The sequence below is a fragment of the Nonomuraea sp. NPDC050643 genome (genome assembly GCF_040654715.1).
GTDB lineage: Bacteria > Actinomycetota > Actinomycetes > Streptosporangiales > Streptosporangiaceae > Nonomuraea.
Map to the genome: position 1 here is coordinate 30,174 of NZ_JBFAIM010000029.1, position 15,140 is coordinate 45,313.

Below are 15,140 nucleotides of genomic sequence, written 5' to 3' on the forward strand. Positions count from 1 at the left end.
GGGGACCGGCCGTCACCCGGGCGGGCGGCCGGGACGCCGACGCGTCAGCGCCCCGGCCGGCCGAGAAGCGCCAGGGCCGGCTCGGCGAACTCGGCGTGACCGGACTCGGCCGCGCGTCGAAGCGCGGCGCGGTCGCCTCGCATCTCACCCACCCGGAAGGCGGCCTCTGCGATCAGCTCGGAGTCGTCCGTTCCGCTCAAGGTGCGGTCGTACCAGCGAAGGGACTCTTCTCTGTTTCCGAGCCGGTAATGGAGTTCGCCCAGATGCGCCGCCGCCAGCGCGGCGTCCTCGTGGTCGGATTCGATGACGGGCCCGTACCAGCGCAGCGCGGCGGGGACGTCGCGGGCGAGCTTCGCCGCATAGCCGAGCCGCATCGCCGCCGCATGGGCCGTTGCCGGTCGGCCGCTCGCCACCGCGCGCAGCCACCATGCGCGGGCCGTTTCCTCGTCGCCGACGCTCTGCGCACGGTTGCCGAGGAACATCATCGCCTTGGCCGCGCCCAGGTCGTCCGCTTCGGCGATCTTGAGAAGCAGGGATCGTGCTCGTTGTTCGTGTCCTGCTCGGTGGAGGAGGCGCGCGTAGGCGAAGGCCGCGGTGGAGTCGCCGGCGGCAGGCTCCGGGCCGGCCTGGTCGGTCACCGCCCTCCGTGCCGCCTGCGCGGCCACCGCATCGCCGGTCTCGTCCAGCAACCGGGCCAGGGTGTCGAGCGCCCGCGCGGCCGGCACGGTCCCGCCGAGCTCGTCCGCGCTCGTCCAGTAGGCGGCAAGGAACCAGGCCCCGTCCCCGTCGTCGTCCTCGGGTTCGCCGAAGGTCGCGTAATGATCGCCGAGCTCGGCGTAGGCGGCCGCCGCCAGGGCCGGGAAGCGGGCACCGGCGGTCTGCGCGATGTGCCGTAGGTCCTCGGGCAGGTGCATGGCCGCCGTCGTACGCACCAGTCGCTCACCGATGGCGGCGGTGGCCTCTTCCGGGTAGGCGTTCCCGCTTTCGAGCGCGTACCACCACATCGTGGCCCCGAGCTCGGCCGTCACCCGCAGCTCCAGCAGGGCGGCCACCATGGCGTCGTCGCCCGCGCGGGCATGGACGAACGCCAGGTCGGCGACGATCAGTGCCATACGGGTGAGGTCGAGGTCGCCGCCGTACCTCGTTCCGTCCGCGGTCTCGAGGTCGCCGTCGAGGAGGGCCATCGCGAAGTCGATCACCTCGCTGCCGCCGTCGTACGCGCGTCTCAGCTCGTTCAGCGCCCCGAAGCGGTCACCCTCGCCCATGAGCCGGTGCGCGCGCTCGGCGGGCGACACCATGCCCGCACGCTCGCGGGCCTCCCCCATGAGCTCGGGCATGCCGAAAGCGTGCACGATCAGGAACGCGGCCCGCGCGTCCGCGTCCCGGCCCTGCCCGCGGAGCCGGACGCAGAGCTCCAGGGCCGCCCGCGCCTCGTGGGCGAGCCGGGCGTCGAAGGCCATGGCGTCGAGATCGAGATCGAGGTCGTCGAGGGCCAGCAGTGCCCGCACCGTGGCCTCGGGGTCGCCGACGGCCGTCGCGCGCCGGAACGCGTGAGCCGCTCCTTCCCTGTCGCCCCGGTCCTTCAGGATCAGGCCGCGACGCACGAGCCGGCCGCCCGCCACCGTCCAGCCCCATGAGGCGAAGCCGGTGCCCATTCCCTGGCCCGCGCGGAGCGGCTCCAGCCAGCGCGCGTCCGTGACGACCACGTCGTAGTCGGCCTGAACGAGCCGGTCCTCGTGCTCCCATGGTTCATGCCACCGGTGGAGGCGCCAGTCGAGTTCGGTGTAGTGGGTTTCGTACAGGAGCGCGAGTTCGTCGCCGCCGGAGAGGTTCCGGGCGCCTACCCTCTCCACGCTCTCGACGAAGCGGCCCGCGTTCGTCTCGACCCAGTCCAGGTCGAGGGTGTCCACGAGCGGGACGAGGTCGTGGAGCGGGCCGCGCCGCCGTCCTGCCTCCCCATCGGCGGCCTGCCACAGCACGCCGAAGAAGAAGCTCCGCCCCTCGGGAAGGAGCTCCTGGGGAGGCCGGGACGGATCGTGGTCGGCCAGGAACACGCGCAGGCGCACCCGCCGCCCGTCCAGCTCGAGCACGCGGACACCATGGGTGTAGATGATCATTCAGGCCCTGTCGATGAAGGCGCCGGCGGAGGCGGCGAGGACGGCGGTTCTGGCCGCCTGGTCGGGAAGGTCCGGGTCGGGTGGCGTACGGAGGAGCACCAGATGGTGGTACACCGGCGCGACGGCGGCGATGAGCAGGCGCCGCGCGTCGGTGCCCGGCGGGAGTTCGCCGCGGCGAACGGCCCGGCTGACGATGACCTCGCAGCGCGCGTAGCGGTCGTCCCAGAGCCGTCGCAGGCCGCGGGCGGCCTCTTCGGAGCGGAACGAGGCGGCGATCAGGGCCGCGGCGATCGACGGCCGTGCGGTCAGGGCAGCCTGGTTCTCGTGGTTCAGTGCCGCCAGGTCGCCCTGGAGGGAGCCGGTGTCCTGGGGCCGCCAGTCATCGTCGCCCGTCGCCTCGAGGAGGTCGGCGAGCAGGCCACCGACGTCCCGCCAGCGCCTGTACACCGTCGCGCGATGCACGCCCGCACGGGCCGCGACGGCGTCCAGGGTGAGATCGTCGTAGCCGCGCTCGCCGAGCTCGGCGCGGACCGCGTCGAGAACCTGCGTACGGATGCGACCGGTACGGCCACCAGGACGGCGTCGAGCCGGCGGCACGGGCGGACCGCCCTCCGGCGGCGGCAGCGCGGCCGTCATCGCCCGGAATCCGTTTGCTCGGCGAGCGGGGTCATGACAACATCTTAATGTAGCAATTGTCGCATTAGTGGAGATGTCCTTCGCAGCGTTCACCCGGCCACGCGCCCTTCGACGCCATCCCGGACAACCGTCTCCGCCCTGACGACAGGCAGGTGCCGGGCCCGTTTCGCCCAAGACCCGAAATGAGTGATCTCCATGTCCCGTCGCCGTGCCCACATCGCCATGGTCGGCATCCCCGCCGTCAGCCATGTCCTGCCCAGCCTGGAGATCATCCGTGAGCTGGTGGCACGCGGCCATCGGGTGACCTACGCCAACGACCCGGCGGTCGGCGACCTGATCGCGGCCACCGGGGCCGAGCTGGCCCCTTGCACCTCCGTGCTGCCGGTCGCCGACAACAACTGGCCCGACGACCCCATCGCCGCGATGGGCCTCTTCCTCGACGACGCCGTTCAGGCCCTCCCGCAGTTGCGCGCCGCCTACGACCACGACCCCGCGGACCTCTACCTGTACGACATCGGCGCCTACGCCGCCCGCGCCCTCGCCGAAACGCAGGGCCGCCCGATCCTGCAGCTCTCCCCGACCTTCGTGGCCTGGAAGGGCTACGACCAGGAGGTGGGCGCGCACCTGCGGCAACTGCCCGGCGCCGACGCCTACCGGGCGAGGTTCGCCCAGTGGCTGATCGACTCCGGGGCGTCCACCACCGACGTGGACACCTTCTCCGGCCTGCCCGAACGGGCCCTGGCCCTGATCTCCCGCGCCATGCAACCGCACGCCGACCAGGTCGACACCGACAGGGTGACCTTCGTCGGCCCCTGTTTCGGCCTGCGCGGGGAGCAGGACGGCTGGACACGTCCCGCCGACGCCGAGAATGTCCTGCTGATCTCACTGGGCTCGGCCTACACCCGCCGGCCGGAGTTCTACCGTCAGTGCCTGGCGGCCTTCGGCGACCTGCCGGGCTGGCACGTCGTCCTGCAGATCGGCCGCCACACCGACGCGCGAGAGCTGGGTGACATCCCGTCCAACGTCGACGTGCGTCCCTGGGTGCCCCAGCGGGCGATCCTGGACCAGGCGGACGCCTTCGTCACCCATGCCGGAATGGGCGGCTGCGGCGAAGGGCTGCTGGCCGGTGTTCCGATGATCGCCGTTCCGCAGGCCGCCGAACAGTTCCTCAACGCCGACCGTCTCGTCGAGCTGGGCGTCGCCCGGCGCATCGACACCGCGGACGCCACGGCCGAGGCACTGCGTGCCGCGCTGAGCGAACTCGTCGCCGACCCGGACGTCGCCCGCCGCTCGACACGGCTCCAGACCGAGGCACGAGCCGAAGGCGGCACCACGCGGGCCGCCGACCTCATCGAGCGCATGCTGAGCTGACCTCCACGCCGACCTCCACGCCGACCTCCACGCCACCTCCACTCCGGCCTCCACCCGCCGCCCGGCGGAGGGCACGTCAGGGTGGGCCATGACCCTGGGCGCAGGCGTCGCCGAGGACCGCGGCGACCCGGTCCAGGACGGGCGGCGGCGGCGGGGTGAACGGTAGGCGCAGGTAGTGGGTCAGGGTGGCGTCGGCCGCGAAGCTCGGGCCCGCGACGAGCGCGATCCCGTGCTCGTTCGCACGGCGTACGACGGTGTCCGCGGATATGGCGCTCAGCCGCAGCCACAGGGCCAGCCCGCCGGGCGGGCGGGTGAAGCGCCAGCGATCGTCGCCGTCGAGCAGGGCGCAGAGGTGGTCGCGTTGTGCCCGCTGCGCCCGGGCGCTGGGTGCGGCCATCGAGGGCATTCCCGGTCTGCGGCTGCTCGCGCCCGTACGGCTCAACGTCGTGTGCTTCACCCTGAGCGCCGACCCCACCGCGGAGCGGCTGGCCGCGCTCAGCGAACGCCTCGCCGGCGAGGCGTTCCTCACCCCCACCGTGCTGAACGGCGTGCCCGCGCTGCGCGCCGCCTTCAGCAACTGGCGCACGACGGAGGCCGACGTCCACCACATCGCCGGATCCCTGCGCGCCGCCGTACGCCATGCCTGAGGAGGGTGCCACCGAACGTCGCGCGCCACCGATCCGGCGCCGCCGCCCACCTCCAGGCACCGCCGGTGCGGGCGCACGCCGACCTCGTCCAGAATGGTCGTGGTCACCGGATCGCACAGGCGCTCCAGCGCCCGCAGCCGATCGGCCTCCGCCGGCGTGCCGTGCCGGAACACTCCCCGGCCGTAGCGTCCACCTGCTCGCCGGGCTGCGCATGCGTGGTCATGACGCGTTCCTCCCGCACTCGGGCGCCGATCGGCTGGAGGGGATCAGTACGGCTTGTTCGCCGGATCCGTCCAGATGAGCTCGGCGCGTCGCCGCCGCAGCCGCTCCTCCTCCCGGTAGTGATCGAGCCACCGATCGACGAGGTCGTCCTCGTGCCCGAGCAGCGTGTTCATCTTGCGGATGTCCGCCAGCTCGTCGGGGTGCAGTTCCCCGTCGGCGGAGCAGGCGCGGATGGCGTCGTGCACGAGGCCGCGGGAGGAGGCGGCCACCGCGGGGCTCAGCGCCAGCACGGACTCCAGTGCTTCCCTGCCGTCGTAGGTCTCCAGCAGGTCGATCAGCTCCTGCGCGGCCCCGAACGCGGCCAGGTACCCCTTGACCCAGTCGCGTTCCCCGCGGCTGATCGTGCCGTCCCCGGCCGCGCAGATCATCAGCGCTCTGGCGTACTGCTCCTGGTCATATGCCGAGGGCCGGGTGTCGAAGGCCCAGTCCTTCTGGAACAGCCATTCGGCGCCGAGTTCGCGTGCGTCCATCGTGATCACCTTTCGGTCGAGGTCCTGCCACCACAGATCCCCCGACGCGCCGCTCCGTTATCCGTCCGCGCCGCTACAGCATGTAGTCACTCTCGATGCCAATATTCACCATCCGTAACTGGAGTCACCTCCGTCCATGGTGTATCCACGCGACGACGGCGGGCCGGGACCCCCGTCCTCTGACTCGTCCGCTGACACCGAGAAGGATGCGGTGATCATGCATCGCCAGCCATTGCATAGGAAGCTTTCCTATTTAATACTGCGATCAATGCAGCGTATCGCGGTGCGCAAGGCTCCATCATGCCGCTGATGCGCGTAGCGCCATGCCCCGCCGACTCGGTAGACCCACTGCCCGGAGGTCCTCGTGCATCGTCGTGTCCCCGCTCTCGTCGCCGCCGCGTTCGCCTGTCTCGGCGCACTCTCCGTCACCGCCACGCCCGCGCAGGCGGCGGTCGTGGAGGTGGTCTACAGCCCGCTCTCGCTCGGCGACTACTGCTCCGCCAGGGTCGACTCCTCCTCCGCCATCGGCTTCTACAGCGGCAGCGTGAGCTGCTATCGCCGGAGCACCGGCGGCTCCGGCCTGACCTACACCGGCAGCGGCAGCGCCTCCGCCGCGTGCGCGTACTTCAACCCCACCTACACCTACGTCGGCTCCGCCCAGGGCGCCAGCCAGGCTCTGATCTGCAGATACTCGGTCTGACCCGGGCCGGGCGCCGCCCTCCCCGGCGGCGCCCGGGCTGTGCGCCCTTGACGGTGACTACGCAAAGTACGATCGTGGTTACGCGGATGCCCGGCGCAGGGCGTCGGCCAAGGGGGCCTCATGGCGATCACCGTCACCTTCACCGGCAAGAAACCCCTCCCCACGGGCGAGAGCGGCTTTCGCGTATGGTCATACGCCATCGACCCCAGCCCGCCCGGTGAGATCCCCTCGGGGCTGCGGATCGCCCTCGCCTTACCGCGCGACATAGAGGTGCAGGACCCCGCCGGGTTCCCGAACATCCCCGCGCTGGCCAACACGTTCCTGGTCCGGGACACGAGCTCGTCCCGTCAGTACGTCGGCCGCATCACCGGCCCGGCGGGCACCCAGAACCTGTCGTTCGTCGCGCCGGCCGCCGAGTCCACCGCCGAACTGCTCCTGGTCAGGCTGCAGACCGGCCAGTCACCCGCGACGATCCCCTTCGCCGCCACACCCGGCGGGCCGCAGGCCCCGGCCCAGATCCTGCCGGCGCCGGTGCACGGCCCGCCCGTCTACAACGGCCGTCCGCCGGCCGAGTTCGCTGGGATGCTCCCCTACGCCAGCGAACTGTTCGGCATCTACCAGCCGCTGGCCGGCTGGTTCGGCCTGCAGAACTCGCTGCGCGCCGCCCGCGGCTCCGCCGACGAGGCCCTGGCCCGCCTCAGCCACGACTCGTTCTCGGCCGCCACGGCCGACATGCTGGACGATGACACCCTGGCGGCCCTGGCGGAGCGGTTCGACGCCGTGACCCGCGGCGTGCTCTCCCCGGTGGGGCTGGTGCAGTTGTTCCGGCAATACTTCTTCGAATTCGACACCTTCCTCGGCCCTCCCGCCGGTCACCTGTGGCTCAGCCCCGGCGGCACCGTCGAACTCGTCGAGACCAGCACCCGGCGAACGCTCGTCGAGAAGAGCGTCGAGCAGTTCGAGGAGACCTCGCGCAAGGTCGAGGAGAGCCTCACCGAGCAGGACGACATCGCGAACGCGGTGAAAGAGGACAACGCCAACGACACCAAGCTCGGGGTCAGCGCCTCCGGCGGAGCCAATGTCGGGATTTATCATGCCGACGCCAGCGCCAGCTTCAGCTTCGAGGCCACGGTCAAGCGCTCCTCGGAGGAGACGCACAAGCATTCGCGTACGCAGAGCGCGAAGGTCACCAGCGAGATCAAGCGGAACTTCAAGACCACCTTCAAGACGGTGACCGAGACCACCGACCTGTCCAGCCGCCGCTACATCGTGCAGAACACCGGCGACAAACTGGTCAACTACGAGCTGCGGCGCAAGATGCGCAAGGTCGGCGTGCAACTGCAGCACATCGGCGCGCGGCTGTGCTGGCAGGTCTACCTGCCCATGCCGGGCCGCACGCTCGGCCTGGGCGATCTGGTGCACATCGTCCCGGCCCCGGACCTCACGTCCATCAGGGAGCCGGACCGGCCGCCCCCGCTGGTCGACAAGACCACCCAGTTCACGGGCGCGTTCCCGATCAGGAAGAAGCCGGGCACCGAGGATCCCCCGGAAACCGGCATGGAGTTCGTGCACCACCATCCGCCGGACGCCGACGGCATCACCGACCACGACAACGCCATCCATGCCGTCGCCCGGATGGACTACACGCCGCCGCCACCCGAGCCCGGATACAAGCTGAAGGAGGCCCGGCTCGTGTCCGTGGCGCCGGGGCGGGCCTTCACCGACCATCTGTGCCGCGTCAACGAGCCCAGAACGGGCTTCGCCGTCTTCGCGCAGTTCTTCAACGCCGGCGACCTCAGCCCGATCGGCCTCACGTTCGAGCTCAACTGGGACGCGCCGGACACCAATGACGCGCACGACCGGTACAAGGAGGAGATGAAGGTCTACCACGAGAAGGTGGCCGAGCTGCAGCGCACCGCGTACGCCGGCGCCTTCCGTGACCGGCTCGGCCTGGTCGGCGCCATGCGTCCCCGTCCGTCGCAGGATCTGCGCAGCGAGGAGCGGCAGACCATCTACGGCAACCTCATTCACCAGCTCAAGCCGTTCGAGCTGTTCGAGGACCTCTATCTGGGCTCGGAGCTGCTCCGGCAGATCTTCGACGTGGACGAGATGCTCTACTTCGTGGCGCCGGACTATTGGCGGCCCCGCACCGTCTCCCCGGCCCCGGCTCCCCCGCCGAACCCTCCCCTGCCGACCCAGGGCAGCGTGGGCAGATATCCGGTGCCCGAGCCGGGCATTCTCGCCGGCCGAACCGTGGTGAGCTGGTATTCGCACACCGACAAGACGAACGCCGTCGACCCGCAGGGCCAGGCCACCGACGAGTGGCGGGTGAACTATCTCATCACCGAGGAGAGCCAGCCGGCCCCGCTGGGCAGTTCGCTCGGCTGGCTCATCCAGGTCGACGGCGACGCGCGCCGCAACGAGTTCCTCAACGCCGCGTGGGCCAAGGCGGTCCTGCCCGTACGTCCCGGACGCGAGCGCGCCGCGCTCGACTGGCTCAAGAAGGCGAATGTCGAGGGGCAGGCGGCGCTCGGCCTCGACTACCCGTTCCAGCCGGGCGACCCGCCGGAGTTCCAGGGCCTGAAGGTCAGGGAGGTCCTGGACAAGCTCGCCGAGCAGTTGGAGAGGTCCAACGTGCTCATCGCCAACACGCTCGCCACGGAAGAGGTGTTCGAGAACGGCTTCGACCCGCTCCGCGGCGGTTTCCGTCCGGCCGATCCCTACCAGGTCTTCGACCAATGGATCGAGGTGCTGCCCACCGACCAGGTGGTGGCGGTGGAGGTGCAGTACGACCCCAAGACCGGCCAGCAGTTGTGACGCCAAGCGCGGCCGCCTGGCGGGTCACCGTCGTCATCGAGAACGCGAGCGGGGTCCCGGTCCCGGGTGCGCGGCTCGCGCGGCGGGTGTGGGCCGGCGGCACCGTTCAGCAGTTTCCCGAGGTGACGGTGACCGGGGCGACGTTCTCCTTCGACGTGCCGGGCGAGACCCAGAGCATCGTCTGCGAGGTGCGGCATCCGCGCCACGCGACGCTCGTGATGAACGCGGTGCGCGGCCCCGGGGAGAGCGTCTGGCGATGGACGAACGCCACGCGGCGCGTCCGCACGTCCGGGAGCGACGTCACGATCGTGGCCACCCTCGGCCGCGTACGGCCCGCGCCGCTGGGACACGTTCCCGAGCCCGACCTCGACCTGCGGGCGGAGGCGCTGCGCCCCCGGCTGGACGAGGCGGCGCAGAAGAACGCCGAACTGCGCAGGCGGAGACGGCCCGCGACCGAGCCGAACTACCTCCCGCTCGATCTCGACCACCGGACCGCGCTCATCACCCGGGATCGGCTGGCCTACCGCTCGCAGGCGACCGCGCAGCGGGCGATCGGCGCCTTCCACGTGGCGGCCGCGCCCTTCCTGTCCGCGACACCGGAGGCCGAGGGGTGGGGGCGCTTCGCGAACACCTCGCACGGCGTCGATCCGGTTCGGGAGGGCCGGCTCTACCTGGTCGAATACGGCGAGGTGAGCGACGAGCCGAGCGCGGCCCCGCGTTTCTCGGTCGGCCTCTGGGTGCCTCACCGCCTGCACGCGGAGACGGTCACGGCGCTCGACTTCGTCGTCTGGCTGCATCCGGCCACGAACGACCGGCTGAACCTGCCCCAGGTCGACTACCCGTTCCGGGCGCCGTATCCGTACGGGATCATCGTGGGCCGGAGTCTGTCGGGCGGCGTCATCGCGACGCAACGGTTCCTCGACATTCCCATTTTCCACCTGCTCAGGCAGCACTTCCTCGCCTACCAGCTCGCCGCCGCGCGCCGGGACGCGGTCATCGTGATACCGGTCGCGCCGTCCAGCCATTTCGCGCCCTTCGAGGCGCCGGCGACGCTGATGCGGCTGCTGCGCGAGCTCTGCCTGTGGATCCCCCGCGACGTGCCCCGGGGCGCCGAGGCCGCCGTCCATCCGCCCGCGCCGGTGGTCGGGCGGGTCGCGGTCAGTGCGTTCAGCGTCAGCGTCCCGCGCCTGCACACGCTGATGAGAGCCGCACTTCCCGATTCGCGTTACGCCGCGCCGCACTGGTGGGGGCCGGGCCAGGATGACGCCGCCGCGTTCGACCGGGTCTGGAAGGAGCAGTGGGCCATCGACGGCGTCGCCGGCGGCTTCCCCGCGTATGCCGACGCGGCCGCCGTGTGGCTGCAGCAGTACGCCGACCGGCGGCTGCGCATCTACAAGAGCGAGTTCACCGGCGGCTGGGACCCCTTGGCGCGCCGGCCGGGAGCATGGGCCTCCCTGACGAAGGGCGCGACGTCGGTGCGGCGCGAAAGCGGCAGGGTGTGGGCCCTCTCGGCGGGTGACTCCCAGGGCCGGTGGCAGGCCGTCTCGCTGGCCGACGCGTTCGTGCTCGGCCCGGAGAGCGGGCCGGGCGCCGCGCTGGAGCCCCGGCTGCTGCCGAGCGGCGCCCATGAGCTGATGCCGCGTATCTGCTTCGGGCACGCCGCCGTGACGAGCGGCCTGACCGCCGCCCGCTGACCTTCGGCGGTTCTCAGGTCGCGGGGGCGGGCTCGCCGTCGCCGGTTCGGCGCAGGCGGTCGAGGCCGGCGCCGGCCGTGGACTCGTTCCACTGGTCGCCGGTCTGCCTGCTGAGCTCCAGGGCGTACCCGAAGTGCCGGTGGGCCTGGCTCTCGCTGCCCGCGTCGAGGTGCGCCAGCCCCAGCCAGGTGCTCGCCATGGTCTCCCGCCACCGGTCGCCGCCCTGCCGGCTGAGCTCCAGCGCCCGGCCGAAGTGGTGGCGGGCCACGCTCGCGCCCCCGGCGTCCAGGTAGACCGAGCCGAGGCCGGTGTGGGCCAGGGTCTCGCCCCACCGGTCGGCGCACCATTCGCTCAGCAGCAGCGCCTCCCGCAGGTAGCGCAGCGCCTGCGGGAGGCGGCCCATCTTGCGGTAGGTGTCGCCCAGGCCGGAGAGCGCGCGGTTGGTGCCCACAGGGTCCTCGACCTCCCGGTACAGGAGCGCGGACAGCAGGAAGTGGTCGGCGGCGATGGTCAGCTCACCCGTCCTGTTGTGCACGAAGCCCAGGTGCGTCAGGGTCTTGGCCTGCCCCGCGGGGTCGTCGTTCCAGCAGTCGAGCACCAGCGCCCGGTGGTGGAGGACGACGGCGACGGCGTCGGCCCCGGACAGCCAGTGCGCCAGGCCGAGGTTCTTGAGCGTCTCGGCCTCGGCCACGCTGTCCGCCGTGCTCCTGGCGGCGTTCAGGGCCAGCCGGTGGGTGTGGATCCAGTCGTGGATGTTGCCCCGCAGCAGGAAGAAGTGCCACATGGCGCGGGCGAGCTGCCAGGTGTGGACGGGGAAGCCCGCGTCCATGGCCACGTCGATGGCGGCGAGCAGGTTGTCCTGCTCGCGTTCCAGCCAGGTGGTCGCGGCCTGCCGGTCGGCGAACGGCGGCGCCTGGCCCGAGGGGGCGGGCAGGCTGGGGAGCCGGCTGGGCTCGATCAGGTGGGCGGCCTGGTCGGCGGCCGACAGGTAGTGGTCGAGGAGGCGGTGGAGGGCGGCCCGCCGCCGATCGTCGGGTTCGTCCGCGTCCAGGGTGGCGCGGGCGTGGTCGCGTACGAGGTCGTGGAAGGAGTAGCGGCCGGGTGCGGGCTCCTGCAGCATGTGGGCGTCCACGAGGCGTTCGAGCAGCCGCTCCGCGGCCCGCGGCGGCAGGCCCGCGAGCGCGGCCACGCACTCGAGCTCGGCGTCGAGCCCGGGGAGCAGTCCGAGCAGGCGGAACATGCGGCGCTCGTCGGCTCCCAGCCTCCGGTACGACAGCGCGAACGCGGCCTCGACGCTGCCGGCGCCCGCCTGGAGCTCGGCCAGGCGGCCGTGTTCCCTGCGCAGCCGCCTGGTCAGGTCGGCCACCGTCCATGCGGGGCGGTGACGGACGCGGGCGGTGACGATGCGGATGGCCAGCGGCAGCCGGCCGCACAGGTGCACGGCCTCCTCCGCCGCGGCGGGGTCGGCGTCGGCGACGCGGCCGAGCATCGACACGGCCTCCTCGGTCGCCAGCTCGCCCAGCGACAGCGGCTCGGCCCCGTCCAGATCGACGAGCCTGTTGCGGCTGGTCACGATCGTCAGGCAGCCGTGCCGCCCGGGTAACAGCGGCACCACCTGCGCGGCGTCCACGGCGTTGTCGAGCACGATCAGCGCCCGGCGGCCGGCCAGCGTGGAGCGCCACAGCGAGGCGCGCTGGTCGGTCTCGACGGGGATGCGCCCGTCGGGCACATCGACCGCGCGCAGCAGCGCCTTCAGCGCGGCCGACGTGGTCATCGGCGCGACCCCGGCCGAGTAACCGTGCAGGTCGAGGAAGAGACGGATGTCCGGATAGCGCTCTTTGATCAGGTGGGCGGCGTGCACGGCGAGTGTGGTCTTCCCGATGCCCGCCATGCCGTCGATCGTCCAGACCTCGGCCGTGCCGCCGGGGTCGAGCAGCCGCTTCAGCTCCTCGGCGCGCCCGACGAAGTCGCCGATGTCGCGCGGCAGGTCGTCGCGGAGCGCCTCTTCGTGCGGCGGCGGGCTCTCGGCGGACCCGCCCGGCGCGGCCGGTCGGGTGTCCACGACCTCGGCCAGGCGCCACTGCCGCACCAGGGCCCGCGTCTCCCCCTGGCCCGCCCCGAACGCCGCCGCGAGCCGCTCGACCACGCGCGCGTCGCCCGGAAACTGCTTGCCGGTGCAGAACCGGTGCACCGTGGAGGTGCTCAGGCCGACACGGCGGGCGAGCGCCTGATAACTACGGCCGGAGCGCACCTTGAGCGTTTCGAGTAGGGCAGCGAAATCGCGCCGAACGTCGGTCTCCCGCATTCTGTTGTCCCCCGCTATGACGATCTCCCCGACCTCAGCCTGCCACAGGGCCGCCGGGGGCGCGCGAAGTCGTCGCGGCGTCGTCCCGGCGTCGTCGCGGCGTCTCACGGGCGCGGGACGAGCGCCGGAGAACCGCCTGCTCAGGCGGCGTCCGCGTCCCAGGCCGTCCCATCTCCCTGGTGGGGACGCCGGCGGCCGAGGCAGTGTCGGGTCCGTCAGCGGCAGGAAGGCGGTGACATGGAAATCCTCGACCCACTCGTGCTGGCGGCCCGGATCGTCCTGGCGTTGCTCTTCGCCGTCGCGGGTCTGAACAAGCTGAGCCGGCCCTACCCGGCGGCGCTGGCCGCGGTGCGGTTCCGGTTGATGTCCGCGCCGAGGCTCGCCTTCGCTTTCGCGCTGGGCGGCGTGGAGACGGTGACGGCGATCGCGCTGGCCGCGCCGCCGCCGTTCACGATCGCGGGTCTGGCGCTGGCGGCGCTGCTGTCCGTGAGCTTCGTGGCGGTGTCGGTTCCGGCGCTGCTGCGCGGGGAGAAGTTCGCCTGCGCGTGCCTGTTCGGGCAGGCGCACCTGTCCTGGCTGACGCCGGTCAGGGCGTCGGCGATGGCGCCGGCGGCCAGGACGCCATGCGGCACATGGGCCCGCTGCCCGAGCGGGCGGCGGCCGCCCTGGAGCGGATCGGCGTGGGCACGGACGTCACCGCGGCGGTCTTCGCCGGCGACCGGGCGCTCTGCCTCGAGCAGGCCCGGCTCATCAAGGCGGCCGACGTGGACCCGGGCCGGACGATGTTCCTGGTCACGGGCCCGGAAGGCGACGACGCCGCGCGGCTGCGCGACGTGCTCGCCTCGACCGGGGCGCGCGTGGTCACCGAGCCGGACGCCTCGCGGATCGCGGACGCCCTGGAGGTGAGCGATCCTCCGCTGGCCTTCCACGTGTCGAAGGGCCGGATCGTCGCCCGGTCCCGGCTCGGCCCCGGCGGCGACTTCGGCCGCTTCTCCCGGCAGATCAGGCAATGGCTCAAGACGGAACAGCCGGCCTGAGCGGGCCTCCCAGACCGGCAGGCGTGTGCCTGCGCGTGGCCGGCGGGCCGCGCACCACCCGAACGGCGGACCGAGAGGAGGTGAACGGCATGGCTACGTACGAGCGTCCGGAGATCACCCTGGTCGGCGGCTTCCACGAGCTCACGCAGTGGGGCTGCGGCGGTCCCCAGTGGGAGTGGATCGGCGAGAACTACTGCTGAGCAAGACCGCTGAGCGCGGCGGGCGACCTCCGCCCGCCGCGTTCCCTACACGAGAAGGAGCGCACCGATGGCAATGACGGGAATCGCGTGGTTCGCGGCTCTTCCCGACCTGGAGCGGAGCGAGAAGATCGCGCGCATGCTCCGCGACCTGTTCCCCGGCGTGGACGAGATCCGGCACCCGTCCGGGCGGCCGTGGCTCGTCGGAAACCTGCGCGCGGATCACCGCGTCGTCGGGCGCTCCCGCGACGCCGTCGTGGTGGTCGCCGGGGAGCACGCGGTGAGCGAGGAGTCCGCGGCGCGGCTGGCGTCCGGGCTGCGCGGCGTGCGCGACCTCGACGGGGTGCGGTTCGGCGGCAGCGCGCACGTGCTGGCCTCGGTGGGCGGCCGGGTGCTGGTGCGGGGCACGGCGTCGGGGGTGCGCCGGGTGTACCGGTGCGTGGCCGGGGGTGTGCCGGTGCTGGGCGACCGGGCCTCGGTGCTGGCCGCGCTGACCGGCGCGGAGGTCGATCGGGGCAGGCTGGCCACGCGGCTGCCGTTCCCGCTGCCGCCGTGGCCGTTGGGCTGGGCGTCGGTGTGGGAGGGCGTCGAGGCGGTGCTGCCCGGCCACCAGGTCGTGCTCGACGGGCGGGGCGGCGCCGTACAGACGCGGTGGTGGCGCCCGCCGGCGGCGGTGCCGCGTGAGGAGGCGGTGGCGGCCTTCAGGGACGCGCTGACGGAGGCGGTGGCGGTGCGCGCCGGGCCGGGGCGTACGGTCGTGTCGCATCTGAGCGGCCTGGACTCCTCGTCGGTCTGCTCCCTGGCCGTCCGCGGCGGCGCGGACGTGGTGGCGCTGACGGCGGCCCAGCCGGACCCGATGGACGAGGA

12 protein-coding genes and 2 pseudogenes are annotated in these 15,140 nt (G+C 72.4%); 9 read left to right on the plus strand and 5 right to left on the minus strand.

Features of this window, described 5'->3' with window-relative positions; genetic code table 11:
• Positions 1-44: 44 nt before the first annotated feature.
• Both AB0I15_RS33500 and AB0I15_RS33505 read right to left on the minus strand, forming a co-directional pair.
• A complete protein-coding gene (locus tag AB0I15_RS33500; RefSeq protein WP_358104198.1) occupies positions 45-2,117 on the minus strand; it encodes a hypothetical protein in 2,073 nt (690 codons plus the stop codon).
• Positions 2,118-2,753 (minus strand): TetR/AcrR family transcriptional regulator, encoded by a 636-nt coding sequence (locus AB0I15_RS33505; RefSeq protein WP_358104201.1) that lies wholly within the window; start codon positions 2,751-2,753, stop codon positions 2,118-2,120.
• A gap of 195 nt (positions 2,754-2,948) precedes the next feature.
• Between AB0I15_RS33505 and AB0I15_RS33510 the strand changes: the two genes are divergently transcribed.
• Positions 2,949-4,124, plus strand: coding sequence for a macrolide family glycosyltransferase (locus AB0I15_RS33510; RefSeq protein WP_358104204.1), 1,176 nt, complete (start codon positions 2,949-2,951; stop codon positions 4,122-4,124).
• Positions 4,125-4,200: 76 nt separating this feature from the next.
• Here AB0I15_RS33510 and AB0I15_RS33515 read toward each other — a convergent pair whose 3' ends face one another.
• Positions 4,201-4,521 (minus strand): hypothetical protein, encoded by a 321-nt coding sequence (locus tag AB0I15_RS33515; RefSeq protein WP_358104207.1) that lies wholly within the window; start codon positions 4,519-4,521, stop codon positions 4,201-4,203.
• A 49-nt stretch (positions 4,522-4,570) separates the two neighbouring features.
• On the opposite strand from AB0I15_RS33515, the gene AB0I15_RS33520 reads away from it, so the two are divergent.
• Positions 4,571-4,771 carry a hypothetical protein gene (locus tag AB0I15_RS33520; RefSeq protein WP_358104210.1) on the plus strand — a complete coding sequence of 67 codons (201 nt, stop codon included), beginning with the start codon at positions 4,571-4,573 and terminating at the stop codon, positions 4,769-4,771.
• Positions 4,772-5,037: 266 nt separating this feature from the next.
• Here the strand turns inward: AB0I15_RS33520 and AB0I15_RS33525 are convergent, their stop codons facing one another.
• Entirely contained in the window at positions 5,038-5,523 is a 486-nt protein-coding gene (locus AB0I15_RS33525; protein WP_358104213.1) for a hypothetical protein, read from the minus strand.
• A gap of 364 nt (positions 5,524-5,887) precedes the next feature.
• Between AB0I15_RS33525 and AB0I15_RS33530 the strand changes: the two genes are divergently transcribed.
• The 3 genes from AB0I15_RS33530 to AB0I15_RS33540 all read left to right on the plus strand — a co-directional run bounded on the left by AB0I15_RS33530 (position 5,888) and on the right by AB0I15_RS33540 (position 10,734).
• Positions 5,888-6,223, plus strand: a complete 336-nt coding sequence (locus tag AB0I15_RS33530) for a hypothetical protein (RefSeq protein WP_358104216.1) — start codon at positions 5,888-5,890, stop codon at positions 6,221-6,223.
• A 120-nt stretch (positions 6,224-6,343) separates the two neighbouring features.
• Complete coding sequence (locus tag AB0I15_RS33535; protein ID WP_358104219.1) at positions 6,344-9,040, plus strand: hypothetical protein; 2,697 nt, start codon at positions 6,344-6,346, stop codon at positions 9,038-9,040.
• Entirely contained in the window at positions 9,037-10,734 is a 1,698-nt protein-coding gene (locus tag AB0I15_RS33540) for a hypothetical protein (RefSeq protein WP_358104222.1), read from the plus strand. Before AB0I15_RS33535 ends, AB0I15_RS33540 begins: the two co-directional genes overlap by 4 nt.
• 13 nt (positions 10,735-10,747) lie before the next feature.
• On the opposite strand, the gene AB0I15_RS33545 is transcribed toward AB0I15_RS33540, so the two are convergent.
• Positions 10,748-13,039, minus strand: a complete 2,292-nt coding sequence (locus AB0I15_RS33545) for a tetratricopeptide repeat protein (protein WP_358104225.1) — start codon at positions 13,037-13,039, stop codon at positions 10,748-10,750.
• A 237-nt stretch (positions 13,040-13,276) separates the two neighbouring features.
• Here AB0I15_RS33545 and AB0I15_RS33550 point away from each other — a divergent pair.
• The 4 genes and pseudogenes from AB0I15_RS33550 to AB0I15_RS33565 form a co-directional block, all read left to right on the plus strand.
• Positions 13,277-13,576 (plus strand): annotated as a pseudogene (locus AB0I15_RS33550) (MauE/DoxX family redox-associated membrane protein); the annotation flags it as partial.
• Between the two features lie 95 nt (positions 13,577-13,671).
• Complete coding sequence (locus AB0I15_RS33555) at positions 13,672-14,076, plus strand: hypothetical protein (protein ID WP_358104488.1); 405 nt, start codon at positions 13,672-13,674, stop codon at positions 14,074-14,076.
• Positions 14,077-14,165: 89 nt separating this feature from the next.
• Positions 14,166-14,276 carry a lasso RiPP family leader peptide-containing protein gene (locus AB0I15_RS33560; protein ID WP_358104228.1) on the plus strand — a complete coding sequence of 37 codons (111 nt, stop codon included), beginning with the start codon at positions 14,166-14,168 and terminating at the stop codon, positions 14,274-14,276.
• Between the two features lie 136 nt (positions 14,277-14,412).
• Positions 14,413-15,117 (plus strand): annotated as a pseudogene (locus tag AB0I15_RS33565) (asparagine synthase); the annotation flags it as partial.
• Positions 15,118-15,140 lie beyond the last annotated feature (23 nt).

What these genes read in the sequence shown, in the direction of transcription:
- AB0I15_RS33500 (WP_358104198.1), bottom strand. Translation starts at nt 2,117, where the DNA reads ATGATCATCTACACCCATGGTGTCCGCGTGCTCGAGCTGGACGGGCGG.
- AB0I15_RS33505 (WP_358104201.1), bottom strand. Translation starts at nt 2,753, where the DNA reads ATGACGGCCGCGCTGCCGCCGCCGGAGGGCGGTCCGCCCGTGCCGCCG.
- AB0I15_RS33510 (WP_358104204.1), top strand. Translation starts at nt 2,949, where the DNA reads ATGTCCCGTCGCCGTGCCCACATCGCCATGGTCGGCATCCCCGCCGTC.
- AB0I15_RS33515 (WP_358104207.1), bottom strand. Translation starts at nt 4,521, where the DNA reads ATGGCCGCACCCAGCGCCCGGGCGCAGCGGGCACAACGCGACCACCTC.
- AB0I15_RS33525 (WP_358104213.1), bottom strand. Translation starts at nt 5,523, where the DNA reads ATGGACGCACGCGAACTCGGCGCCGAATGGCTGTTCCAGAAGGACTGG.
- AB0I15_RS33535 (WP_358104219.1), top strand. Translation starts at nt 6,344, where the DNA reads ATGGCGATCACCGTCACCTTCACCGGCAAGAAACCCCTCCCCACGGGC.
- AB0I15_RS33545 (WP_358104225.1), bottom strand. Translation starts at nt 13,039, where the DNA reads ATGCGGGAGACCGACGTTCGGCGCGATTTCGCTGCCCTACTCGAAACG.
- AB0I15_RS33555 (WP_358104488.1), top strand. Translation starts at nt 13,672, where the DNA reads ATGGGCCCGCTGCCCGAGCGGGCGGCGGCCGCCCTGGAGCGGATCGGC.
- AB0I15_RS33560 (WP_358104228.1), top strand. Translation starts at nt 14,166, where the DNA reads ATGGCTACGTACGAGCGTCCGGAGATCACCCTGGTCGGCGGCTTCCAC.